General features: G+C 36.7%; 20 protein-coding genes, 1 pseudogene and 3 other annotated features. Of the genes and pseudogenes, 4 read left to right on the forward strand and 17 right to left on the reverse strand.

All coding sequences use genetic code 11. The features are described 5' to 3' along the window. Positions 1-15: 15 nt before the first annotated feature. The 12 genes from ACYFX0_RS10480 to zapA form a co-directional block, all read right to left on the reverse strand. On the reverse strand, positions 16-786 hold the full coding sequence (locus ACYFX0_RS10480) for an ABC transporter ATP-binding protein (RefSeq protein WP_000403765.1): 771 nt from the start codon (positions 784-786) through the stop codon (positions 16-18). Continuing rightward, on the reverse strand, positions 776-1759 hold the full coding sequence (locus ACYFX0_RS10485; RefSeq protein ID WP_106081808.1) for a FecCD family ABC transporter permease: 984 nt from the start codon (positions 1757-1759) through the stop codon (positions 776-778). The genes ACYFX0_RS10480 and ACYFX0_RS10485 overlap by 11 nt, the downstream gene beginning before the upstream one ends. Before the next feature lie 27 nt (positions 1760-1786). Beyond that, positions 1787-2668: a heme ABC transporter substrate-binding protein IsdE gene (gene isdE, locus ACYFX0_RS10490; RefSeq protein WP_042595929.1), complete on the reverse strand. Its 882-nt coding sequence runs from the start codon at positions 2666-2668 to the stop codon at positions 1787-1789. 69 nt (positions 2669-2737) lie between these two features. Further along, positions 2738-5614, reverse strand: a complete 2877-nt coding sequence (locus ACYFX0_RS10495; protein WP_460270426.1) for an NEAT domain-containing protein — start codon at positions 5612-5614, stop codon at positions 2738-2740. Positions 5615-5638: 24 nt separating this feature from the next. Next, positions 5639-6097 carry an NEAT domain-containing protein gene (locus tag ACYFX0_RS10500; RefSeq protein WP_000476164.1) on the reverse strand — a complete coding sequence of 153 codons (459 nt, stop codon included), beginning with the start codon at positions 6095-6097 and terminating at the stop codon, positions 5639-5641. A 23-nt stretch (positions 6098-6120) separates the two neighbouring features. Continuing rightward, positions 6121-6834 (reverse strand): heme uptake protein IsdC, encoded by a 714-nt coding sequence (isdC, locus tag ACYFX0_RS10505; protein WP_106081810.1) that lies wholly within the window; start codon positions 6832-6834, stop codon positions 6121-6123. 489 nt (positions 6835-7323) lie between these two features. Further along, on the reverse strand, positions 7324-8649 hold the full coding sequence (brnQ6, locus tag ACYFX0_RS10510) for a branched-chain amino acid transport system II carrier protein BrnQ6 (RefSeq protein ID WP_106081811.1): 1326 nt from the start codon (positions 8647-8649) through the stop codon (positions 7324-7326). Positions 8650-8764: 115 nt separating this feature from the next. Further along, positions 8765-9020, reverse strand: a binding site (T-box leader). A gap of 108 nt (positions 9021-9128) precedes the next feature. Next, the gene (locus ACYFX0_RS10515) at positions 9129-9818 is read right to left on the reverse strand and encodes a 23S rRNA pseudouridine(2604) synthase RluF (RefSeq protein WP_000700740.1); all 690 of its coding nucleotides are present in this window, start codon (positions 9816-9818) and stop codon (positions 9129-9131) included. Positions 9819-10013: 195 nt separating this feature from the next. Next, positions 10014-12374, reverse strand: a complete 2361-nt coding sequence (locus tag ACYFX0_RS10520; RefSeq protein WP_000893725.1) for an endonuclease MutS2 — start codon at positions 12372-12374, stop codon at positions 10014-10016. 19 nt (positions 12375-12393) lie between these two features. After that, positions 12394-14112 (reverse strand): DNA polymerase/3'-5' exonuclease PolX, encoded by a 1719-nt coding sequence (gene polX / locus ACYFX0_RS10525; protein WP_000867523.1) that lies wholly within the window; start codon positions 14110-14112, stop codon positions 12394-12396. A gap of 55 nt (positions 14113-14167) precedes the next feature. Further along, positions 14168-14707, reverse strand: coding sequence for a CvpA family protein (locus tag ACYFX0_RS10530; protein WP_000565409.1), 540 nt, complete (start codon positions 14705-14707; stop codon positions 14168-14170). 1 nt (position 14708) lies between these two features. After that, positions 14709-14978: a cell division protein ZapA gene (zapA, locus tag ACYFX0_RS10535; RefSeq protein WP_000082701.1), complete on the reverse strand. Its 270-nt coding sequence runs from the start codon at positions 14976-14978 to the stop codon at positions 14709-14711. A gap of 124 nt (positions 14979-15102) precedes the next feature. Between zapA and rnhC the strand changes: the two genes are divergently transcribed. Both rnhC and ACYFX0_RS10545 read left to right on the forward strand, forming a co-directional pair. Continuing rightward, positions 15103-16038 (forward strand): ribonuclease HIII, encoded by a 936-nt coding sequence (gene rnhC / locus ACYFX0_RS10540; RefSeq protein ID WP_460270431.1) that lies wholly within the window; start codon positions 15103-15105, stop codon positions 16036-16038. Between the two features lie 244 nt (positions 16039-16282). Next, positions 16283-16536: pseudogene (locus ACYFX0_RS10545) on the forward strand (hypothetical protein). A 40-nt stretch (positions 16537-16576) separates the two neighbouring features. Here the strand turns inward: ACYFX0_RS10545 and ACYFX0_RS10550 are convergent. The 5 genes from ACYFX0_RS10550 to ACYFX0_RS10570 form a co-directional block, all read right to left on the reverse strand. Beyond that, positions 16577-16711 (reverse strand): YuzL family protein, encoded by a 135-nt coding sequence (locus ACYFX0_RS10550; protein ID WP_000039593.1) that lies wholly within the window; start codon positions 16709-16711, stop codon positions 16577-16579. Positions 16712-16804: 93 nt separating this feature from the next. Continuing rightward, a complete protein-coding gene (asnS, locus tag ACYFX0_RS10555; RefSeq protein ID WP_016077228.1) occupies positions 16805-18196 on the reverse strand; it encodes an asparagine--tRNA ligase in 1392 nt (463 codons plus the stop codon). A 52-nt stretch (positions 18197-18248) separates the two neighbouring features. After that, positions 18249-18500: a binding site (T-box leader), on the reverse strand. A gap of 153 nt (positions 18501-18653) precedes the next feature. Continuing rightward, the gene (gene pheT / locus ACYFX0_RS10560) at positions 18654-21074 is read right to left on the reverse strand and encodes a phenylalanine--tRNA ligase subunit beta (RefSeq protein WP_016077227.1); all 2421 of its coding nucleotides are present in this window, start codon (positions 21072-21074) and stop codon (positions 18654-18656) included. A gap of 18 nt (positions 21075-21092) precedes the next feature. Continuing rightward, positions 21093-22127, reverse strand: coding sequence for a phenylalanine--tRNA ligase subunit alpha (pheS, locus tag ACYFX0_RS10565; protein ID WP_000388222.1), 1035 nt, complete (start codon positions 22125-22127; stop codon positions 21093-21095). 44 nt (positions 22128-22171) lie between these two features. Then, positions 22172-22400 (reverse strand) — a binding site (T-box leader). Between the two features lie 48 nt (positions 22401-22448). Next, entirely contained in the window at positions 22449-23246 is a 798-nt protein-coding gene (locus ACYFX0_RS10570) for a TrmH family RNA methyltransferase (protein WP_003309975.1), read from the reverse strand. 82 nt (positions 23247-23328) lie between these two features. Between ACYFX0_RS10570 and sspI the strand changes: the two genes are divergently transcribed. Beyond that, the gene (gene sspI / locus ACYFX0_RS10575) at positions 23329-23538 is read left to right on the forward strand and encodes a small acid-soluble spore protein SspI (RefSeq protein ID WP_000009509.1); all 210 of its coding nucleotides are present in this window, start codon (positions 23329-23331) and stop codon (positions 23536-23538) included. A gap of 176 nt (positions 23539-23714) precedes the next feature. After that, complete coding sequence (locus tag ACYFX0_RS10580; protein ID WP_000554806.1) at positions 23715-24272, forward strand: HD domain-containing protein; 558 nt, start codon at positions 23715-23717, stop codon at positions 24270-24272. Positions 24273-24333: the final 61 nt, after the last annotated feature.

Here is a 24333-nt window from a genome sequence, read left to right on the forward strand (position 1 = left end):
GATTATACTCAGCCTTTAGATTCCCATAGGTACCATATACAATCCAGTATCTTCATCCTGTTTTACAATGACATCTACACCATATATTGCTTTAACCATCTCTTCTGTTATTACATCATTAGGATTACCTTTCGTAATGATCTCTCCATCTTTCATAACGATAATATGGTCGCTATAACGAATGGCTTGATTAATATCATGTAATACCATTACAATCGTTAATCCATACACTTCATTTAACTCTTTCACTAATTCTAATATTTCTAGCTGATAGTAAATATCTAAATAGGTTGTCGGTTCATCTAAGAAAAGCATTGGTGTATTTTGAGCTAATGTCATTGCGATCCAAACTCGCTGCCTCTCTCCACCGGATAAAGCATAGATTGGCTTATCACGCTTACTTTGTAAATTCGTACATACTAGTGCACGCTCTATCGCTTCTCTATCTTCATCTGTTTGCGGAGAGAAAATATTTTTATATGGCATACGCCCAAAGCTTATTAGCTTTTCCACTGTAATATCTGCTGGAGCCTCATTTTGTTGGTGGACAACTGCTAGCTTTCTAGCAAACTCTTTCGGTTTATATTCACTAATCGCTTTCCCATCAAGTATTACTTCTCCACTGCTAGGAACGTGATTTCTAGACATGACACTAAGTAATGTTGATTTCCCGCATCCATTCGGGCCAATGATTGTTGTAATTTTCCCAATTTCTATTTCACTACTAACAGACTTTAAACGATTTGTTACGTTATCATATGAAAAGGTTACATTTTTAATTTCCATCAACTTTATCACTCTTTCTAAGCAAGAATATTAAGAATGGACCACCAATAACCGCCATAATTGTTGCTGCTGGAATTTCATTAGGTGGCACAATTAACCTTCCAATCGTATCCGCCGTCAAAATTAATAACGCCCCTGCAAGAGCAGAAAATGGAATTAATACTTTATGGTCTGAACCGACCAATTGTCTTGAAATATGCGGAACTAGCAATCCTACAAAAGCAATAACACCTGCAATCGCTGTTGATACTGCCGCTAAGAGTACTGCAATGGCAGAAATAATAAGACGAACTCTCGTCACGTGCAAGCCTAAGTTTTTCGCAGTCTTATCTTGTAGCGATAATAAGTTACACCAAGCTCCTACGAACAGAGCAAGAATAAGACCAATCGTTCCATAAGTCACCATTATTTCTACATCGCCCCACGTCTTCATTGTTATGTTAGAAGTCGTCGTTTGCTTAATACTTTTAATAAAATACCCACAAATCGTAACGAATGATTCATTTAATCCAGTAAACATCGCATTAATGGCAATACCAATTAAAATAATGCGAAGTGGGCTTAACCCTGACTTCCATGAAAACGAATAAACGAGATAACACGCAAGCGCACCACCTAAAAAGGCGAATACGGGGGTCCAGAAAAAGAATTGCGGGAACAAAGTAATAATAACGAGTGTCATAAAACTTGCTCCTGAAGATATACCGATTACCCCAGCATCAGCGAGTGGATTCTTCATAACAGCTTGAAAAAGCACCCCTGAAACAGCAAGAGCCGCTCCAGTGAACAGCGCAATAATAATACGAGGGAAACGTAAATCTTTAATGACTTCAACATCTTCATTTCCACCTATAAATATCCCTTGTACAAGTTCAACAATACCTACTTCTAAACTCCCTTTCATCGCTGACAATGATGTCATAACAATGAGCAATGCAGTAACAATGAGGAAACTCCAAGTTTTTTTATTCATTCTACTCTTCCTTTATATTAAAATGCATCACGGATACATCATTTTTTTCAATTCATCTAAAGCTTCAATTGCTGCTAAATTGCCTGTCGTTCCAAATAAACGCTCTTCTAAATCATAAACACGGTTATTTTTAACCGCAGCAAAGTGTTTCCAAATATCATTTGTTTTAAATTCTTTATCAAACATTTTTACAACCTCATCAGGCATACCATGAGCTGCTCGTAAAATAATATCTGGATCAGCTTTCTTTAAATACTCTGTATTAGAAGCTAAATATTCTACTTGTTCACCTTGCACAATATTTTTACCACCTAATTGTTTTACTAAATCTCCAATATAAGAATACTCTGTTGCTACTAAATAACTTCCCGGCACACCTAATAAAATAAGCACTGTCGGTTCTTTCTTTCCTTTTACTTCCTTTTGAATGCTAGCAACCTTTTTATCTAACTTAGTTACTACTGCTTCAGCCTGTTTTTCACGTCCATATTTCTTACCTAAATCGCTAATAGAACTTTGCATATTTTTTAAACTCGTTAAATCTAAAAAGTTTGCTTTCATACCCACACCATCAAAAACTGGCTTTAATTCGTATTCAAGTGTTGTCACAGATAACACTTCTGAAGGCTTTAATGACTTTACCTTTTCCATATCTGGACTCATTGGATTCCCAACTTCAGGTAAACCTTTATATCGCTTCGGTAAAGTTTTAGAACTTGTTGGAACACCGACTAAATCTACTTCTAACGCATCCATAATTTCAGTAACAGCCACTGTTGTTGCAACAACGCGCTCTTTACTCTCACTCTTTACCTGCTTTGCTGTTTCTTTTTTTGGTGACGAGCACCCGGCTATACTCATTAACAAAATGATAGCCATTAGTACACTTACGATTTTCTTCACTCTCAATCACCACTCCCTTCCATACAATATGAAACAAGTCTTGATGCACGCGAACATGCATCAAGACTCCAAAAATTACAATCTACCTGCTCTATATTTACGAACTAGTAAAGCAAGTGAACCTAGCAGTAACACCATATATAAACCAAGTTGTGCTGTATCTGCAGTTTTTGAGTTTTTCTCTTTTTTTGAATCATTTTTTGTATCTTCTTTTTTCTTCTGACCATCTGCATTTCGGTTAAAATCAGGAGTACCTACTGTTTTTACATTATCTACTTTCGGTGTAGTCACTGGATTTTCCGGTTCATTCTTCGGTTCCTCTTTAATAGTTCCTAACGCGCCGATATTATTTGTATCAAATTGAATTTGTACATCGTAGAAATGATGATAGTTCATCTCATCGATGTCTACCTTTACTTTTGCGTTTAATTTTTTAAATAGATCTTCTACTTCAAACTGTACTACTCGCGTATTTGCATTTTTATCTTCGCTTACTACTTTCGCATCAGCGAATAGTTCCTTGTTTTCCGTTTGGAATTTCGTAATCCACGCACTATTTTTCAGCTTCATCTCAATGTATTTTTTACCATCTTTTACGATTAATTTCGCTGGATTTACAACATAGTCATGCATCTTTGAAATTTCATCTGTTTTATCTTTTAATACTTTAAATGTAATATCATATTGGCCATCTACTAAATTTTTCGGATCAACTATTACTCTCGGGTTATTATTTCCACCTTGGTTGTCGTTTCCGCCTTGGTTGTCGTTTCCGCCTTGGTTGTCGTTTCCGCCTTGGTTGTCGTTTCCGCCTTGGTTGTCGTTTCCGCCTTGGTTGTCGTTTCCACCTTGGTTCCCTAAAGCTTTAATACTGTCTTGATCAAATACAAATTGAACATCGTAGAAATGGTGATAATTCATTGAATCAATATCTACTTTTACTTTTGCATTTAATTTTTTAGACAAATCGTTTACTTCTACTTCTACTACTCTTGTATTTTGTTCTTTATTTTCACTTAACACTTTTGCATTAACGAAAGAACCATTCTTCTCAAATTCAAATTTCGTAATCCATGTACTATTTGTTAATGTAAACGATACGTATTTCTTACCATCTTTTACTTTTAATACACCTGGGCTTTTTGTGTATGTGTTCATCATTGAGATTTCATCTGTTTGATCTTTTAACACTTTAAAGCCAATGCTGTATTCACCATCTTTAAGAGCTTTTGGATCAATTGTTGTGTTATTATCTTGGTTATTGTTTCCACCTTGATTGTCGTTTCCACCTTGGTTGTTATTTCCGCCTTGGTTGTTATTTCCACCTTGGTTGTTATTTCCGCCTTGATTGTCGTTTCCACCTTGGTTGTTGTTTCCGCCTTGATTGTTATTTCCACCTTGGTTGTTGTTTCCGCCTTGGTTGTTATTTCCGCCTTGATTGTCGTTTCCGCCTTGATTGTCGTTTCCACCTTGGTTATCTAACGGCTTAATGCTACCTTTATCAAATGCAAATTGAATATCGTAAAAATGGTGATAATTCATTGAATCGATATCTACTTTTACTTTTGCATTTAACTTTTTCGATAAATCTGGCACTTCTACTTCCACTACGCGTGTATCAGCTTTTTTATCTTCACTTATTACATTTGCATCAACAAACGAACCATTTTTCTCAAATTCAAATTTTGTAATCCAAGAACTGTTCGTTAACGTAAATGATACATACTTCTTACCATCTTTTACTTTTAGCACACCTGGACTTTTTGTATATGTGTTCATCATTGAAATTTCGTCTGTTTGATCTTTTAACGCTTTAAAATTGATGCTGTATTCACCATCTTTAATTGTTTCAGCATCTGGTTTTTTATTTTCATCTGGTTTTTCTGCTTCCGGTTTTTCTACTTCTGGTTTTTCTACTTCTGGTTTTTCTACTTCTGGTTTTTCTACTTCTGGTTTTTCTACTTCTGGTTTTTCTACTTCTGGTTGTTTCTCTTCATTTTTAATTTGTTCAAGTTTATCTTGTTCAAATAAAAGTTGTACATCATGCGTTTGCTTATAATTTCTTGATGCCATTTCGATAAATACTTTTGTATTTAGTTTTTTAGATAAATCGTTTACTTCAAACTCTACTACTCTTGTATCTTTTTCCTTATCCTCACTCACTACTTTTGCATCAACAAATGCGCCATCTTTTTCCGTTTGGAAATTTTTAATTAATGAGCTGCTTTTTAGTGTTACAATTGCTTTTTTCTTACCGTTTTCTACTTTTAATACTCCTGGATTTACCATGTAAGTATTCATCTTAGATTCTTCATCTGTTTGATCTTTTAATACTTTAAATGGAATGCTGTACGCACCATCTGTAATTGTGTTAGAATTTGGTTGTTGATCTGGGTCAGGCTTTTGGTCGGGCTTCTGACCTGGATCGGTAGTTTCATTTGGATCTGGCTTATTAGCTGGGTCCTCTTTTTCATTTGGTTTTTCTACATGAATTGGTGTAATGCTATTTTGATCAAATGCAATACGAACGTCGTACTCATGATGATAATTTAAAAAATCAATATCTACTTTTACTTTTGCATTTAATACCTTCTCTACATCTTCTACATCAAATTCTACTACTCTTGTATCTTTTTCTTTATCTTCACTAATTACATTTGTCGCAACTAGCTTACCTGCTTTTTCTGTTTCAAACTTCGTAATCCATGAACTATTTGTTAATGTAAAGGATACTTTCTTTTTCCCATCCTTCACTTTTAAAGTTCCCGGGCTTACTGAATATTGATTCATCATTGATTCTTCATCTGATGTATCTTTTAAAACTTTGAAGCCAATTGAATATTCACCGTCAGCCAACTTGGTAGCTGCTTGAACTGCAAGTGGTTGTAATGTTGATACGAATGTAAATATCATTAAAAACATAGCAACAATAATTTTTGTATACCTGTTCAATGGAACGACTCTCCCTTTTGAAAATTATTTAATACTATTCCCATCAAATACAAAGCGAATATCATACGAAGCATTATAATTAATAATTGGAATATTAATTTTCACCTTGCCATTTAGTTTTTTTGACAAGTCAGCAACTTCAAATTCTACAACTCTAGTATTATCTTTTTTGTTTTCACTTAACACGGTTGTTTCTACAAATTGACCATCTTTTTCTACTTGGAAACTTTTAATAGAAGCACTATCTTTCACTTTAAATGAAACATATTGTTTTCCATTTTTAACTGTTAATGTTGCTGGGCTTTCAAAATAACTATTCATTCTAGACGATTCATCTTTATCGCCTTTCCATACAGTAAAAGCAATATTATATTTTCCATCAGCTAGTTTTGTAGCAGCCTTTGCATCTTGTAAACCTAGTGTTGCGATAAACGTAAATAAAACAGCAAATACGGCAATAATCATTTTAAATTGTTTAAACATATATTCATCACCCTTCAAAAGATTTATTTACTCAACTTCACTTTACGAATTAAGAAAGCACCTGAAATAAGAATTAACGCTGCAAACAATCCAATACGTGCTTCATCGCCTGTTTTTGGATTATCTGTTTTTTCAGCTTTTCCATTTTCATTTTTTGTTTCTTTGTTCACTTCTTTAGCTGTTTCCTTACTCTCTACTTTTGTTTTCTCTTCTTTTACTTGTGTATCTGTTTTCGCTTGATCATTATTTTTTGTAGTAGCAGCTATGTCGTTATCGCCACCTACAGCTTTTACATTTGCATCAAAAGCAAAACGAATTGTGTAGTGGTGGTCATAGTTTGCATTTGGTACAACAACATGAATTTTTACAGCTGCCGGTTTGGATAAATCATCTACTTTAAACTCTACTGTTCTTTTATCTGCCGATTCATCTTTACTAACAACTTTCGCATCAACAAAATCCCCGTTCTCTGGTGCTTTAAATTCTGTAATCCAAGCACTATGATTCATCGGAACTTGTACTCTCATCTCACCGTTTTTCACTACTAATTTTGCTGGCTTTTCAAAATAGTCATTTGCCATTGAAGCTGAATCATTTTCCGCTTTTTGAATTACGTAATTAATATCGTAAGTACCATCAGCTAGTTTTGCTGAAGCATTTCCGTATGGCATTACAAGAAAAGCTAGCATACATACGAACGTTATAATAAAAGCGGGTAATACAGAAACCTTTTTCATTTTTCTTGTTTCCTCCTTGGTTATCTTTCATTTCACTTTTTGAAAATGATAATTATTCTCAATTTATAAGAAAAAAATAATCTCTTTTACCTATTATTTAATTAGCATTCTTTTATGTAACATAAGTATTATTGATTATCATTCTCATTGAATATTAAAAATAATATCTCACCCTATTCCTTATACAAAGGCATAGAAACTGAGAAAAAATTATAAAACTTTTTTATTGATTATCATTCTCAATATAAATCAAAAAAAATAAACTATCTCTTCGCCTCTTCTTTCACCTCTTCCCATAACAACACTATAGTTATAGAAACCCCTTATCCCTCACTTCCCTTCCAATATTTCCACAACTAAGTCAATCTTAGCCTACTCATAAATTTTTTGTCAACTATATTACGTATAAAATTTTTAATATCTGAATTTCTCTATATATGGCTTTTTCTACAAAAAAAGAGACTTTCTATTATAGAAAGCCTCTTTTCTCTATTTTTCTACAGCAATTTCCTGCTTTTGAAACTTAGAAACTATATAACCAAATCCTATACCGATTATGCCTGGAACTAACCAACCAATTCCTACACTATATAATGGAATCTTATCTAAAATAGGTGCTAGCGCTGCAATTTGAAGGTTTGCATTGTGTAATCCATCAAAGAAACTGATTGCAAATGCTCCTACAATCCCCCCCACATACATCGCTAATGGAAGACGAACGTAGTTTTCAACAAGTGATAATACGATAAGTACGATTCCAATTGGATAAATAGCGATTAAGATTGGTAATGCTAATGCATTTAACTGAGTTAACCCAAGATTTGCTACCATAAATGCTAATACACAGAAAATGAAAACGACTTTTTGATAAGAAAGCTTTGGTAATAAGGAAGAGAAGTAATCACCACAAGCTGCAACAATACCTACAGAAGTTGTTAAACACGCTGCTGTAATTGCGATCCCTAGTAATAAAGTTCCGTAACTGCCAAATAAATGATTCACCACATTTGTTAAAATAATTCCTCCGTTTGCGCCCATTCCAAGTGACACACTAGAAGCTCCAAGATAAGCAAGCGCTAAATACACAAGTAGTAGACCAAGCGCTGCAATAAATCCTGCAAAGATTGTTACTTTTGCAATACTATTTTTATTTGTAATGCCTTTTTCTTTTAACGCATGAATTACAACATTTCCGAATACAAGTGCTGCAAGTCCATCTAAAGTTAAATATCCATCAATAAATCCTTTGAAGAGAGGAGCACTATACACTTCTGTCGGTGCACCAAATTCTCCAATTGGTGTAATAAGTGCTTTACCTACGATAATTGCAATAACAGCTAATAATATTGGAGTTAGCACTTTACCAATACGCTCCACTAATTTCGAAGGATTTAAAGCTAAATAGAAAGTTACTGCAAAGAAAATAAGTGTAAAGATAACAAGTGGATATGACTGACCTGCTATCTCACTTGGTAAAAACGGTGCAACACTCATCTCATAAGCTACTGTTCCTGTACGCGGCACACTTACGAATACGCCTAAACATAAATAAATGGCAGTGATAAAAACAAGTGCGAATATAGGATGTACACGTCCTGCTAGCTCATTAATATCTCCCTTTAAAGCTATAACAATTACGCCTAATAAAGGTAGTCCAACGCCTGTTACAATAAAACCAAACAGCGCGATCCATACGTCCGTTCCAGCACCTTGCCCTAACGCTGGTGGAAAAATCATATTACCTGCACCAAAAAACAGTGCAAATAACATTAAACTTATTGCAAACATCTCTGAAAACTTTAAAGATGATTTCATTTCTACTAACCCCCTAAAATAATTAATTGACAAAATATTCTGAAAAAGAATCCGTCACATATCCTCTTTCAAGCACACTTCCCCGTAAAAGAACGCAAAAAACACCCGTCCCTAACAAAGGGACGAGTGTTGAAATCGTGGTTCCACCCTTATTCTAATAAAATGAATTTATAACGAAATAAGCTCATTTTATAGCTCGTGTAAATTGATAACGGTTTTATCCGCCAAGAATTACAATGCATCATGCATGCAGTTCACTCTTGAAGTTTAGAGGTGGTAAGCTTGTCTTTTCGTATTAGGAAGCTCACAGCCTAAGGCTCCCCTCTCTGAGAATCGTAAAATACAACTCATGTCCTCATCATTACTTTTATAAAATATCTTGTCGAAACTTGTTGTTTTTTATTATATGGGCTATTTTTTAAAAAATCAATAGTTTTATTTTTTCTGACAAAAAAATATTGGGAGAAAACTTTTCCTCCCTATAACTGATCTATTAGAATGTCTAATTCCTCCGATGTAACGCTCCTCCACTTTCCTACTTCAAGCTCATTTAGCTCTATATTCATAATGCGTACTCGCTTTAGCTTTATTACAGTAAACCCGAAAGCACGGCTCATTCTACGAATTTGCCTGTTCATCCCTTGCGTTAAAATGATACGAAATGTTGATTGATCGACTCTCGTCACTTTACACGGCTTCGTCATACCATCTTTAATCTTTACACCGCTGGACATCTCATTAATAAACCAGTCCGTAAAAGGTTTATCGACTGTGACAACATATTCTTTCTCGTGCTCATGATCACCATGTAAAATTTGATTCGCAATCGTACCGTCATTCGTTAATAAGATAAGTCCTTCTGATGCTTTATCTAATCGCCCAACTGGAAAGATTCGCTCTGGATAATTGATATAATCAATAATATTATCTTCAATATGATCGGCTGCTGTACAAGTAATTCCGACCGGCTTATGAAAGGCTATATACACCTTCTCTTTCTCTTCTTTTGCAATAACCTGCCCATCAATCGTTACTACATCACCATCGCTCACGAGTGCACCGTGCGTACATATTTCGCCGTTAATAGCCACGCGTCCAGCTTTAATGAGGCGATCTGTTTCACGTCTTGAGCAGGATTTTGCTTCGCTTATGTATTGGTTGATTTTCATGTTTTATTCCTTTTCACATATATTAAAAGCGTCAATCTATGGCAATATCATTATGCCACGATTGACGCTTTTTCAATTCGCAAAAACAACTAAATAAATAACCCCAATCACCAAAAATATTCCACAACAAGCTAACAATACTTTTGCAAGTTTGTCCATAAACATATAATGGTTTCCCCTTTGTTTCGTTGTTTGCTATTTTAATTCGACAACTGTTACGCCTAGGCCTCCCTCGCCCATGTCACCGTAACGGTAATTCTTCACGCCGCGGTGCTTCTTCAAGTAATCTTGTACACCTTGGCGAAGCGCTCCTGTTCCTTTACCGTGAATGATTGATACACGAGGATAACTTGCAAGCTGGGCATCGTCTAAATATTTTTCAACGCGCATCATTGCATCTTCATAACGTTCACCGCGAAGATCAAGTTCCAATGAAACGTGGTAATCTCTACCCTTCACACTTGCGACTGCTTTTTTCTCTGTTTGCTTCGGTGTGTTAATGTATTCCATGTTAGATTCTTTTACTTTCATCTTCAGAATACCGATTTGTACGCTCCACTCTGTATCACTTACCTTTTCAAGTAATTGACCTTTTTGACCGAACGTTAATACTTTTACTTCATCGCCTGCACGTAACTGTTGCTTCGGCGCAGTATTTTTCACGTTTACTTTTTGTTTCTTCACAAGCTCTGGCGCTGTTCCTTCTAGACGGCTCTTCGCTTCAATAAGCTCATGATCTTTCACATTTACAAGCTGTGCTTTACGCAATTGACGAAGTTCTTGAATAATACCTTCTGCTTCTTTCTTCGCAGCTTCGACTTTTTCTTCCCCTTCTTTTTGCGCTTTTAATAGTTTTTCATCACGCTCATCGTTAAACTCAATAATTTGACGTTGCAACTCACGATGAAGTTTCTCAGATTGTTTGCGAAGTGCCTCTGCTTCGTTCCAGTCACGCTCTGCGTTCTTCTGGCTTTCTTCTAACTTCGCAATCATATTTTCAATTTTATTTGTATCTGTACTAATGTGGTTACGTGCTTGATCAATAACGCGATCAGATAATCCAAGGCGCTTTGAAATTTCAAAGGCGTTACTGCGACCTGGTACACCGATTAATAATTTATAAGTTGGACTTAATGTATTTACATCAAACTCAACACTCGCATTAATAACTTGCTCACGGTTGTATCCGTATGCTTTTAATTCTGGGTAATGCGTCGTAGCAACAACACGAGCACCGCGGTTACATACTTCATCTAAAATCGAAATTGCTAGTGCAGCACCTTCTTGCGGGTCTGTTCCAGCACCTAATTCATCAAATAAAACTAAGCTTTCAAAATCAGCTTTTTCTAAAATATCTACAATGTTCACCATATGTGAGGAGAACGTACTTAAGCTTTGTTCAATCGACTGCTCATCACCAATATCAGCAAAGATGTTTTTAAATACACAAATCTCTGACTCATCCATTACTGGAATGTGAAGACCAGATTGCGCCATTAATACACAAATACCAACTGTTTTCAGCGTAACTGTTTTACCACCTGTATTCGGTCCTGTAATAACAATTGTCGTGAAATCTTTACCTAGCATAATGTTATTTGGCACAATAATTTCTGGATCGATTAGCGGATGACGAGCTTGTCTTAAATCCATATAACGCTCGTTATTTACGATTGGTTTCGTTGCTTTAATTCGCTTCGCATAAAAAGCTTTCGCAAAGATGAAATCAAGATTTGCAACTACTTCTACGTTTGATAAAACGATATCGGCTTCTACTGCCACTTCTTCTGTTAACATTAATAATATACGTTCAATTTCTTGTTTTTCTTTCACTCGTGCTTCTTGTAGTGCATTATTTAATTCTACAATGACTTGCGGTTCAATAAATAACGTTTGTCCAGAAGCAGATTGATCGTGAACAATACCACCATATACGCCGCGGTATTCTTGTTTTACTGGGATTACGTAACGTTCGTTACGAATCGTTACAATCGAGTCAGACAGCATCTTTTGCGCGTTTGAAGAACGCGTCATATTTTCTAACTTTTCACGAATACGACTTTCCGCAGTACGAATTTGAGTACGAATACCACGCAGTTTATCACTCGCGCTATCGACTACTTCACCGCCATCACCGATGCAATTTGTAATTTTCTTTTCTAAATCATATAAAGATACAATTTGAGCGACATGAGTTTCTAAAATCGGAAGCTCGACACCATTATCAACCATATCTTCAATGAAACGTTTCATATTGCGACTACCATACATCGTATTCGCAATATCAAGTAGTTCATTCGGGCTTAACATGCTTCCAATCTTTGCACGCTTCACATTTGAACGAATATCCGTAATGCCACCTAATGGTGCACTACCTTTTAAACGAATGACTTTCGCTGCTTCATCCGTTGTATCTTGCATTTCTACAATTTCTTCAAAATCAGTGCTCGGCACTAAATGCTTCACTTTATCACGGCCAAGTGAAGAGGCTGTATGTTCAAGTAATTGTTCTTTTACTTTATTGTATTCTAATACACGCAACGTTCTTTCTAACATGTTGCAGGTCCCCCTTGTGTTACTTATTACGTTTAATATAGTCTAATAAACGTTCAATATCCCACGTGTTAATCACGTTATCTTTTTGAATCCAACCTTTACGTGCTGCAGCTACACCTGTTTCCATATCTTCTAACATTTCAAGTGTATGAGCATCCGTATTAATCGCTACTTTTACACCAGCATCTTGTGCTTGTTTTAATAATTTCGCGCTTAAATCTAGACGGTTCGGATTCGCATTTAATTCTAAAACTGTATTTGTCTCTTTTGCGAGTTCAATTAATAAATCTGTATCTACATCATAACCCTCACGGCGCCCGAGAAGACGTCCTGTCGGATGAGCAATCATTGTGACATGTTTATTCTCAAGTGCAGTACGCAGACGTTTCATAATCGTTTCACGGTCTTGTGAGAAGCTAGAGTGGATCGCTCCAATGACATAGTCTAATTCTTCTAATACTTCATCATCAAAATCAAGCGAGGCATCTGGTAAAATGTCCATTTCAATTCCGCGTAAAATTGTAATGTCTGGATACTTTTCATTCATACGTTCAATTTCTTTCGCTTGCTCACGAAGACGCTCTTTCGTTAAACCATTCGCTACTTTCAAATATTGCGAGTGATCAGTAATCGCCATAAACTTATATCCACGAGCACGGCACGCTTGTACCATTTCTTCAATAGAAAAAGCACCGTCACTCCAAGTTGTATGCATATGTAAATCACCTTGTATATCGGAAAACTGAATTAAGTTCGGATACTCTTTAATTAATTCAATTTCTTTTCCATCTTCACGCACTTCTGGCGGAATAAATGGCAGACCGAAATGAGCGAAGAAGTCTTCTTCATTCTCAAATGTTTTCACTTCACCTGTTTCCAAGTTTTCTACACCGTACTCACTAATTTTCTCGCCTTTATCTTTTGCGATTTGACGCATTTTTACGTTATGGTCTTTTGATCCTGTGAAATGGTGAAGAGTTGTAATAAACTCTTCTGGTTTTACTAAACGAAAATCAATTGAAATATCATATTCATATTGAAGACGGACAGAAACTTTTGTATCTCCACTTGCGATTACTTCAATCATATTATCGAATTGTAGTAAATGCTCACGTACCGCTGCTGGTTCTGTCGTTGCAATGATAAAATCTAAATCTTTCACTGTTTCTCTCGCGCGGCGTAAGCTACCAGCGCGAGAGAAACGAATTACTTCAGCAATATTCGACAATTTCTCCTCTATTTCCCCGGCAATAGGCAATACCATCGCAATTGGTAAACGCTCTGGACGAGAGCCTACTTGATCGATTGCTTCTAATATTTTCTCTTCTGTCTTCTTACCGAAACCTGCTAAAGCCTGTACTTTATTTTCCTCACAAACAGCTTTTAGCGATTCCATATCAACAACACCAAGTTCTTTATATAACTTAGCTACCTTCTTACCACCAAGACCTGGTAGTTTTAATAACGGCAATAAGCTACTTGGTACTTCTTTCTCAAGTTCTTGTAATACTTCAGATGTTCCCGATTCTATATATTCTTGAATAACGGCTGCTGTTCCTTTTCCGATGCCTGGAATCTTTGTGAAATCTTCAATTTCAGAAAGACTACGATCGTCACTTTCTAATGCTGCTGCCGCTTTACGAAATGCAGATATTTTAAATGGATTCGCACCCTTTAGTTCCATAAAAAGCCCGATTGTCTCTAATAATTTGATAACTTGTTTTTTATTTACTTTCATCATTGCCCCGCCTTTCTTTCATAGAAAAAAACTTCTCTTTCCGAAAAAAGAGAAGTTATACTCTGCTACCTGTCTGCCATAGTTCCTTCACCTTTTCAGATAGAATCGGTGTATCGTCTACAATTATTTTGCTAATTGATGATTTTTGTAATGGTGTTTGTACTTGTTCAATCGGAAGTATGTTTCCAATGATAATTAAGACAAACAAAATAATATATACTTCTAAAAATCCGAGGATTGCCCCCGCAAACGCATTTACTTGCTTTAAAACCGGTATTTCTGCAAACATATTTAACAAATTACCAAGTAATGAAAGTGCAATTTTAGTGATAATAAACAATATGATAAACGCAAGCGCTTGATAAAATACTGTCTCAATATTATTTGCATCAATCCATTCTGGAACAGATACGTTTTTATCAAATGGATACGGAATAAATTTCGCAAGTGCTGGCGCTAAATCTTTACAGTACCAGTATGCAACAAGGTATGCGATAATAAAGCTTGTTAACTTTACAAGTTGCAGAATAAACCCTCTGCGTAAGCCGAGGAAAAATCCCATAACAAGCAGTAAAATGATAATAATATCAATCATGTTATTCCATTCCTTTTTTTGTCATACTTTCTTTCAATTTCTCATGTTCTTCTTTTAATTTTATGTAATCGTGTATGACGTTTACCGCCGTCAATACCGCTAGTCTACTCGTGTCAAGCGAAGGATTCTTGGCATTGAGTTCGCGCATTTTATCATCCACAATCGCTGCTACCATGCGGATATGACTTGTACTTTCATCGCCAACAACTGAATATTGTTGACCATAGATTTCTACATTAATTCGACTTTTCTTTCCCTTTTGTTGTGACAACTCACCGGCCTCCAATCACGTACAGAATCCTAAAGTTTATCATACCATGAACCTTCATAATATGGAAACAGAAAGAACAATCCGATATGATAAAAATAACAATATAAAAAAAGGGGCGACCATTATGTCAAATTCTATCGTAATTCAAACAAATTCTACAGTAATTGAAGACATGAAACAACAATATAAACATTCGCTTAGCCCGAAAACTCCGCAAGGCGGGATCTTCATGGCAAAGGTACCATCTTGCACGATTACAGCGTATAAATCTGGAAAAGTAATGTTCCAAGGAGGCCGCGCTGAAGCAGAAGCTTCTCGTTGGCAAACTGTCTCTCAAACAACCAAAACAGCTGTAAAAAAAACTGTCGATTCACATCGTTATGCACCGCCTGCTTCCATCAGTACAATGTCTATTGTAGGGTCTGATGAAGTTGGTACGGGAGATTTCTTTGGACCGATGACAGTCGTTGCTGTATATGTAGATGCAAAGCAAATTCCACTACTAAAAGAACTTGGTGTAAAAGACTCTAAAAACTTAAATGACGATCAAATTACTGCCATTGCGAAACAACTTCTACATGTTGTTCCTTACAGCTCTCTTGTCCTTCATAATGAAAAATATAACGAGCTATTTGATAAAGGAAACAACCAAGGTAAGCTAAAAGCCTTGCTACATAATAAAGCTATTACAAACTTATTAGGTAAAATGGCACCTACAAAACCTGAAGGCGTCTTAATCGATCAATTCACACAACCTGATACATACTATAAATATTTAGCAAAACAAAAACAGGTACAGCGTGAAAATGTTTATTTCGCGACGAAAGGTGAAAGCGTCCATTTAGCAGTAGCCGCTGCTTCTATTTTAGCTCGCTACTCATTCGTAAAACAGTTTGACGAACTAAGCAAAAAAGCTGGTATGCCACTTCCAAAAGGTGCTGGTAAACAAGTTGATATTGCTGCAGCTAAATTAATTCAAAAGCTTGGTAAAGAACGATTACCCGAGTTTGTGAAACTGCATTTCGCTAATACGGAGAAGGCGTTTCGCTTATTAAAATAGTATCGACAAAAACAGGAGCCTACAAACTCCTGTTTTTTGTTTCACCTACTACTATCCTTACATCTTTGTTACAATTATTATATACAGATTATCCCAACATAAGAGAGGGTTCCCATTTCTACTTCTACAAATGATTCTAAATATTTTACTAGGCGATCCACACGAAAGACAGTTCAAAATTAGAGAAAACATTCAGATACTAAGTGAAAAGCCTGCATTCAATAATTTAAAGGAGGGAATTTATATAAACGCTGTAAAAGTGAAAAAGTTATTATATGTTTTCGTACATCTCGTAGGTCCACTTTCTTACTTCATTATTTCTACTGTTTGGGGCACTTTCTTCACTACTAAATCCACATTCGAAAACATATCTGATAGCCCCTTAGCGTTATGGCCATCTATCACGTGTTCATGAGTTTACTATGGTTTTTCTATTTAGATCGATTAGACAAAGACATAGATCAAATTACAAAAGAGATTAACGATAACAAGATGTAATACATAAAAAGGAGAGCCCCTAAGACTCTCCTTTTTTATGTTAGCTTTGTTTCTGCTTCTTATTAGATGAAGATACCTTATGAGAACCTGTTTCATGTGTCGTCGTTCCTTGTCCTTCTACTTCCGGAGAACCTAGGCTCGATCTTGAATGATCTTTTTTCACTTTTTTACTCATTTTATACTCACCCCTTCGCGTTACTTTTTGCTACGGGGTCATAAACTATGCAAACAAAAAAGCGAGAGGAAATCCTCTCGCTTTTTTCATATTTTAGAACTCAGAAGAACCTGGAGTTCTTGGGAATGGAATTACGTCACGGATGTTAGCCATACCAGTGATGTACATTAGGAAGCGCTCGAAACCTAGACCGAATCCAGCGTGTTTTGTACCGCCGTATTTTCTAAGTTCTAAGTACCACCAGTAGTCCTCTTCGTTCATACCTAATTCTTTAATTCTGTCTACTAAAACGTCCATTCTTTCTTCACGTTGACTTCCGCCGATTAATTCGCCGATGCCAGGAACTAGAAGGTCAGTAGCAGCTACTGTTTTTCCATCTTCATTCATACGCATGTAGAACGCTTTAATGTCTTTCGGGTAGTCAGTTACGAATACAGGGCGTTTGAAGATTTCTTCTGATAAGTATCTTTCATGCTCTGTTTGTAAGTCAATACCCCATTCTACTGGGTACTTGAAGTCAGCACCTGATTCTTGAAGTACTTTAATTGCTTCTGTATATGTGATGCGACCGAAGTCAGAGTTAATCACGTTGTTCATACGCTCTAGAACTGTTTTATCAACGAAGCTGTTGAAGAAGTCCATTTCTTCTGGTGCATGCTCTAATACATATTTCATTGCATATTTCAGCATATCTTCTGTAAGATCCATTACATCGCCTAACTCAGCGAATGCAATCTCAGGCTCAACCATCCAGAACTCAGCAGCGTGGCGAGTTGTGTTTGAGTTTTCTGCACGGAATGTAGGTCCGAATGTATATACATCACGGAATGCTAATGCATACGCTTCAGCGTTCAGCTGTCCACTTACTGTTAAGTTTGTTTCTTTACCGAAGAAGTCTTTTGACTCATCAACTTGTCCGGCTTCACCTTTTGGTACGTTGTTTAAATCTTGTGTTGTTACGCGGAACATTTCGCCAGCACCTTCTGTATCACTACCAGTGATGATTGGTGTGTGAACATGTACGAATCCACGCTCTTGGAAGAACTGGTGAATCGCAAATGCTGCGATAGAACGTACGCGGAACGTTGCAGAGAATGCATTTGTTCTTGGACGTAAGTGAGCGATTGTACGTAAGTATTCAAACGTATGACGCTTCTTTTGAAGTGGGTAATCAGAATCTGATAAGCCCTCGATATCAATTTTTTCTGCTTTAATTTCAAATGGTTGCTTCGCTCCAGGCGTTGCAATTACTTTACCTTCTACTTTCACTGAAGAGCTAAGTGGAAGCTTTGCAATTTCTTTAAAGTTCTCTAATTCTGTATCGAAAACGATTTGAACGCTTTTGAAAAAGCTACCGTCGTTTAATTCGATGAAACCAAATGCTTTTGAATCACGTAAATTACGAATCCACCCTGATACTTGTACTGTTTGACCTGCATACTTTTCTGTATCTCTATACAGACTTTTTACTAATGTGTTTTCCATAGTGAAATTCTCCTTTGCTGATATATTTAAATACAAAAAAACCTTTCATCCATAAAGGGACGAAAGGTTAAACTTCGCGGTACCACCCAATTTGTCATAAAGACCAACTTTAACTCGTATGTAATACATACTTCCCGGTTTGTAACAGGCCGGCTTCCCGTCTAAGTCTACTCTTGAATACAAGATTCAATTTCGGTTAGCAACTCCAAGGTGTTCTTCACATATACCGCCTCATCAGGCTCTCACCGCCCCTGACTCGCTTTGGATTATAGTATATACTACTTTTCCTTATCATCGTCTTTCATTTTGTTAAACTAAAATTAATGTACTACATTCGAGAGAAAGATGCAAGATGCCATAAAATATATAAGCGATTTTTGTAATATATCGACTTACCGACATCTGTCGACGATTGTGCAATAAAAAAATTGCCGGAATGAATCCGGCAATTTTCTAATTACTTACGTAACTCCGCACCAAATTTCTCTTCTACCGTTGTTAATACACGGTTATGCGCTTCTGTTACTTCTTCATCTGTTAACGTACGTTCTGCATCGAAGTAAGTCATAGAGAATGCAAGTGATTTCTTGCCTTCTTCCATTTTTTCACCTTCGTATAAGTCGAATAGTGTTACGTCTTTCAAAAGTTCTCCGCCAGCTTCAGCAATGACTTGCTTCATTTCACCAGCTTTTGTTTCTTTTGTTACTACAACAGCCATGTCACGTGTCATAGATGGGAAACGCGGAATTGCTGAGTAGTAAGTTTCTTCAGCGTCTGCACCGAATATTTTTACAAGAGATAGTTCAAATACGAATGTATTTTTCACATCTAATTGTTTTTCTGCTTCTGGGTGCAATTGACCGATGAAACCAATTACTTCGCCATCTAATACGATGTCAGCTGTACGACCTGGGTGCATACCTTCACGTTTCGCTGGTGCATATGTGATTTGGTTTGAAACGCCAAGTACGTCGAATAGTCCTTCTAGTACACCTTTCACAACGAAGAAGTCTACTACTTTCTTCTCACCTTGCCATGCATGGTGAAGAGCAAGACCTGTCATAACACCTGCAAGGTGTTGTTCTTCTTTCGGAAGTTCTCCTGCTTCTGTTGGTAAGAAGATAGAACCTACTTCGTATAAAGCAACGCTGTCGTTTTTACGAGCAACATTGTATGAAACTGCTTCTAGCAATTGTGGCACTAAGCTTAAACGAAGTTGGCTACGCTCTTCACTCATTGGAAGTGCAAGGTTTACAGGTGCCTTTTCGTTTGGCTCAATCATGTATTGTTTCGCTTTGTCAGCGCTCGTTAATGAATACGTGATTGCTTCATATAAACCAGCACCCTCTAAGAAGCGACGTACTTTACGACGTTTCGTTTGTGCTGATGTTAATTTACCACGAGTCATCGTTCCAGAAGGTAATGTAACTGGAATGTGGTCATAACCGTATAGACGGCCCACTTCTTCTACTAAGTCTTCTGAAATTGTAATATCAGGACGACGTGCTGGTACATTTACATGGAATGTTCCTTCTACTTCTGTGAATGGAAATTTCAAGTTCGCGAACATTGTACCCATTTCACTCGCAGAAATATTTGTACCTAATACACGGTTTACTTTTTCAGCAGTAACAGATACTGTACGCTCTTGTACTTGTAAGTTATCAGCTTCTACTACACCTTCAAGTGCTTCACCGCCAGCATATTTCGCCATTAAAGCAGCTGCGTGTTGAATTGCTTCAAATGTACGTGTTGGGTCGATGCCTTTTTCGAAACGTGCACTTGATTCACTACGAAGACCTAAGTCTTTTGATGTACGACGCACTGTTTGACCTGCAAAGTATGCAGACTCAATTAGAACGTTTACTGTCTCATTTGTAACTTCAGAATCCGCTCCGCCCATTACACCAGCAACAGCTAAAGCTTTTGTTCCGTTTGTAATTACAAGGTGGTGATTTTGTAATGTACGCTCTTGATCATCTAACGTTTCAATTTTTTCGCCTTCTTTTGCAAGACGAACAACGATTTCTTTTGAACCTAATTTATCGTAATCGAATGCATGTAACGGTTGACCGTATTCCATTAAAATGTAGTTTGTAATATCAACTACGTTGCTAATTGGACGAATGCCAGCTGCCATAAGACGAGTTTGCATCCACATTGGTGATGGACCAATCTTTACGTTTTTAACCATTTTTGCAATGTATAATGGGTTTTCTTCTTTCGCTTCTACATTTACAGAAATATAATCAGAAGTTTTTTCTGCTGTTTCTTGTAATTCGATAGCTGGAAGTTTTACTTCTCGGCCGTAAATAGCAGCCACTTCATATGCAACACCTAACATATTTAAGCAATCTGCACGGTTTGGTGTTAAACCAAGCTCAAGTACTTCATCGTGTAAGTTTAAAATTTCAAGTGCATCTGCACCAACTTCAGCGTCACTTGGGAAGATGAAGATACCATCTGCATATTCTTTTGAAACTAACTTTCCATCAATGCCAAGCTCTTGAAGAGCACAAACCATACCGTGAGAAGCTTCACCACGTAGTTTTGCTTTTTTAATTTTGAAGTTACCAGGAAGCACAGCACCAACTTTTGCAACTGGTACTTTTAAACCTTTTGCAATGTTAGCAGCTCCACAAATAATTTGAACTGGCTCTTCTTCACCGATATCGATTAAGCATTTGCTTAATTTATCAGCTTCAGGGTGTTTTTCACATTCTAATACGTGACCAACTACAACACCTTTTACACCTTTATTTAATACTTCAACACCTTCTACTTCAATACCACTTTTCGTGATTTTGTCTGCTAGTTCTTGTGCTGTTACATCTTTAATATCTACATACTCTTGTAACCAACGATATGATACGAACATATTTATCCTCTCCTTCCCTTACGCTCGTTTGAATTGTTGTAAGAAACGTACATCATTTGTATAGAAATGACGAATGTCATCTACGCCGTATTTCAACATTGCGATACGCTCTGCGCCCATACCGAATGCGAAACCTTGATATTCTTTTGAATCATAACCAGCCATTTCAAGTACGTTCGGGTGAACCATACCTGCGCCTAGAATTTCAATCCAGCCAGTTCCTTTACAAGTGCCGCAACCTTTGCCATGACACATCATACAAGAAATATCCATCTCTACAGATGGCTCTGTGAATGGGAAGAAACTTGGACGAAGACGGATTTCACGATCTTCACCGAACATCTTTTTCACGAATACTTGCAGTGTACCTTTTAAGTCACTCATACGAATGTTTTTATCAATTACAAGGCCTTCAATTTGCATGAACTGATGTGAATGCGTCGCATCATCATCATCGCGGCGATACACTTTACCAGGACAAATAATTTTGATTGGGCCTTTTTCTTTATTATTTTCCATCGTACGTGCTTGCACAGAAGATGTATGTGTACGTAGTAACGTTTCTTCTGTAATGTAGAATGTATCTTGCATGTCACGTGCTGGGTGATCTTTCGGTAAGTTTAGTGCTTCGAAGTTGTAGTAGTCTTTTTCTACTTCTGTTCCTTCAGCTACTTCATAACCCATACCGATGAATACATCTTCAATTTGTTCAACAACAGCTGTTAACGGATGGTGACAACCTGTTTCAACAGGACGACCTGGTAATGTAACATCAATTGTTTCCGTAGCTAATTTCGCTTCAATTACTGCTTTTTCTAAGTTGCTAATTTTGTCTTCTAGACGCGTTTGAATCGCTTCACGTACTTCATTCACTAATGCTCCCATACGTGGACGCTCTTCTGCTGATAATTTTCCCATGCCGCGTAATACTTCTGTAATTGGACCTTTTTTTCCTAAATACGCTACGCGTACGTCGTTTAAGCCCTTTAGCTCTTTCGCTTCTTCAATAAGCTCTAACGCTTTTTGCTTTAGCTCTTTTAAACGTGCTTCCATTTTGGAACCCTCCTAATTTTAAAAATAAAAAAACCTCGCTCCCAAAAAGGGACGAGGTAAATTCGCGGTACCACCCTAAATTGACAGAACAAGTCTGCCCACTCATTAGTTATAACGATCAATTCTGACCGGAACGCCTTTACATATACATGGTCCTGGCGTCAACTCCAGAGGTGAATTCACTTCCGTCTACCATAAGAATGCTTTCAGTCTACGGCACTCTCTCCCTATATGGCGATTTTGTAAGCTACTCTTCTCTATCAACGTTTTTCGTTATTTAACTTTTAATATAATGTACTTCAACTTATTATAAGAAGTTTTTTATTTGTTCGCAACTGGGCTTTGTAAATAATACGTTAAAATCCCTGCTGCAACCGCAACATTTAATGATTCTGCCCCGCCGTAAATCGGAATATACAAGTTTTGATCCGTTTTTGTAAGAATTTCTTGGCGTACGCCATTTCCTTCATTTCCAACAATTAATGCAAAACTTCCGGCCGGAGTTACCTCACCATACGGAACTCCATTTTCAAGAGCTGTTCCATATACAGGAACGTTATTTTCTTTTAACTTGTCTACCCATTCTTCTAAGTTCCCTTTTACAATTGGCAAGCGGAAAATAGAACCTTGTGTAGAGCGGAGTACTTTACTATTGTAAACATCAACACAACCTTCTCCAAGCACAACGGCGTGAATACCAGCTGCATCAGCTGTACGAATAATTGTTCCTAAATTACCTGGGTCTTGCAGTCCATCCAATAAAAGGAATTTCCCATCAGTAAGAGCTACTTCTTTCTCATGCTTCTCACAAACAGCAAATACACCTTGCGTCGTTTCTGTTTCACGAAGTATTTTTACAATAGCCTCAGGCACGATATACATTTCTACATCATTAACTGTCCAATCTTTCGGAAGGTCTGTCTGATCTGAAACGATAAGTTCTGTTACAATTCCTGCCTTCAAAGCTTCTTCGACTAAGTGGAATCCTTCTACAAAAAATAAACCTTTTTTATCGCGTTCTTTTTTCGTTTGCAGCTTTTTCCACTGCTTTACACGCGGATTTTGTACTGAATCAATGTTTTTCATAATATGTAGTTCCCTCTCTTCTTGTCTTATCATTATAGCCTATTTTTCATACATATTTACATAAAAAAGAACAAAAACTAACGTCAGTTTCAATTCTGAAGAAGAGGTGAAAACAATGAGTTTTAATTTACGCGGTGCCGTATTAGCGAATGTATCTGGTAATTCACAAGATCAATTACAAGAAACAATTGTCGATGCAATTCAAAGCGGTGAAGAAAAAATGCTTCCAGGTCTTGGCGTCTTATTTGAAGTCATTTGGAAAAACGCTGATGAAAATGAAAAGCACGAAATGTTAGAAACACTAGAGCAAGGATTAAAAAAATAAGCAATTTGAAAATCACCTTCGCATAAGCTAAGGTGATTTTTTTACGAAAAAAATTTTTCTTCTCCTAAACATTTCTACTTTACTAACGAACTATGATGGAGTACAATGTTCAAAATACATTTAAACCGATCGATTTTTCTTCGTATACATCATTAGATAAAAGGAGTGAATGTTTTATGCACCGTATTACGCTTGAACAAGTTTTTAAACATCACATTACACAAAAATACGTAAACCGTTCCGGAATGGTCCACGCGATCGCTGTCGCTTACCATGCGTTTCACTTAGCTAAAAAGCACCACGCCTCAGTCGATGCTGCGACAAAAGCCGGTTTCCTTCATGATATCGGACATCATACGTGGTACACAGGCGGCGAATGGGACTATGACTTATATAAAAAGAATGATATCCATGCAATTAAAGGTGCAGAAAGAGCACATAAATTGCTTATTAGATTGGGAGAACATCCAAAACTAGCAAAAGAAATTTCTATCGCGATTCTTCTGCATACAGATTCTTTCTTAGTGGAACAAGAAATTGAAAGAACATCTCTTCAAAGCATTATTAAATGGGCAGACGAAGCAGATGAAGAACCAGGCGGAGCTCATCATTATAGAACGATTTCTTATGAAAAAGCACTTAAAGCTATTCAGCAATTAGATCGATTGGTAGAGCGTGAATTGCAAATAGAGCAAGCAAAATTGAATAACAAGGCAAAACATAGTTATCAATGAGAAAGAGGCATCACTACAGGGTGATACCTCTTTTATTATTTTACGAAAAATACACCTTTGT

Source organism: Bacillus sp. NEAU-Y102, assembly GCF_054788175.1.

What these genes read in the sequence shown, in the direction of transcription:
- pheS (WP_000388222.1), bottom strand. Translation starts at nt 22,127, where the DNA reads ATGGAAGCACGTTTAAAAGAGCTAAAGCAAAAAGCGTTAGAGCTTATT.
- ACYFX0_RS10580 (WP_000554806.1), top strand. Translation starts at nt 23,715, where the DNA reads ATGCACCGTATTACGCTTGAACAAGTTTTTAAACATCACATTACACAA.
- pheT (WP_016077227.1), bottom strand. Translation starts at nt 21,074, where the DNA reads ATGTTCGTATCATATCGTTGGTTACAAGAGTATGTAGATATTAAAGAT.
- rnhC (WP_460270431.1), top strand. Translation starts at nt 15,103, where the DNA reads ATGTCAAATTCTATCGTAATTCAAACAAATTCTACAGTAATTGAAGAC.
- sspI (WP_000009509.1), top strand. Translation starts at nt 23,329, where the DNA reads ATGAGTTTTAATTTACGCGGTGCCGTATTAGCGAATGTATCTGGTAAT.
- ACYFX0_RS10500 (WP_000476164.1), bottom strand. Translation starts at nt 6,097, where the DNA reads ATGTTTAAACAATTTAAAATGATTATTGCCGTATTTGCTGTTTTATTT.
- ACYFX0_RS10530 (WP_000565409.1), bottom strand. Translation starts at nt 14,707, where the DNA reads ATGATTGATATTATTATCATTTTACTGCTTGTTATGGGATTTTTCCTC.
- ACYFX0_RS10550 (WP_000039593.1), bottom strand. Translation starts at nt 16,711, where the DNA reads ATGAGTAAAAAAGTGAAAAAAGATCATTCAAGATCGAGCCTAGGTTCT.
- brnQ6 (WP_106081811.1), bottom strand. Translation starts at nt 8,649, where the DNA reads ATGAAATCATCTTTAAAGTTTTCAGAGATGTTTGCAATAAGTTTAATG.
- ACYFX0_RS10520 (WP_000893725.1), bottom strand. Translation starts at nt 12,374, where the DNA reads ATGTTAGAAAGAACGTTGCGTGTATTAGAATACAATAAAGTAAAAGAA.
- isdC (WP_106081810.1), bottom strand. Translation starts at nt 6,834, where the DNA reads ATGAAAAAGGTTTCTGTATTACCCGCTTTTATTATAACGTTCGTATGT.
- ACYFX0_RS10480 (WP_000403765.1), bottom strand. Translation starts at nt 786, where the DNA reads ATGGAAATTAAAAATGTAACCTTTTCATATGATAACGTAACAAATCGT.
- asnS (WP_016077228.1), bottom strand. Translation starts at nt 18,196, where the DNA reads ATGGAAAACACATTAGTAAAAAGTCTGTATAGAGATACAGAAAAGTAT.
- ACYFX0_RS10515 (WP_000700740.1), bottom strand. Translation starts at nt 9,818, where the DNA reads ATGAAAATCAACCAATACATAAGCGAAGCAAAATCCTGCTCAAGACGT.
- ACYFX0_RS10570 (WP_003309975.1), bottom strand. Translation starts at nt 23,246, where the DNA reads ATGATAAGACAAGAAGAGAGGGAACTACATATTATGAAAAACATTGAT.
- ACYFX0_RS10485 (WP_106081808.1), bottom strand. Translation starts at nt 1,759, where the DNA reads ATGAATAAAAAAACTTGGAGTTTCCTCATTGTTACTGCATTGCTCATT.
- polX (WP_000867523.1), bottom strand. Translation starts at nt 14,112, where the DNA reads ATGAAAGTAAATAAAAAACAAGTTATCAAATTATTAGAGACAATCGGG.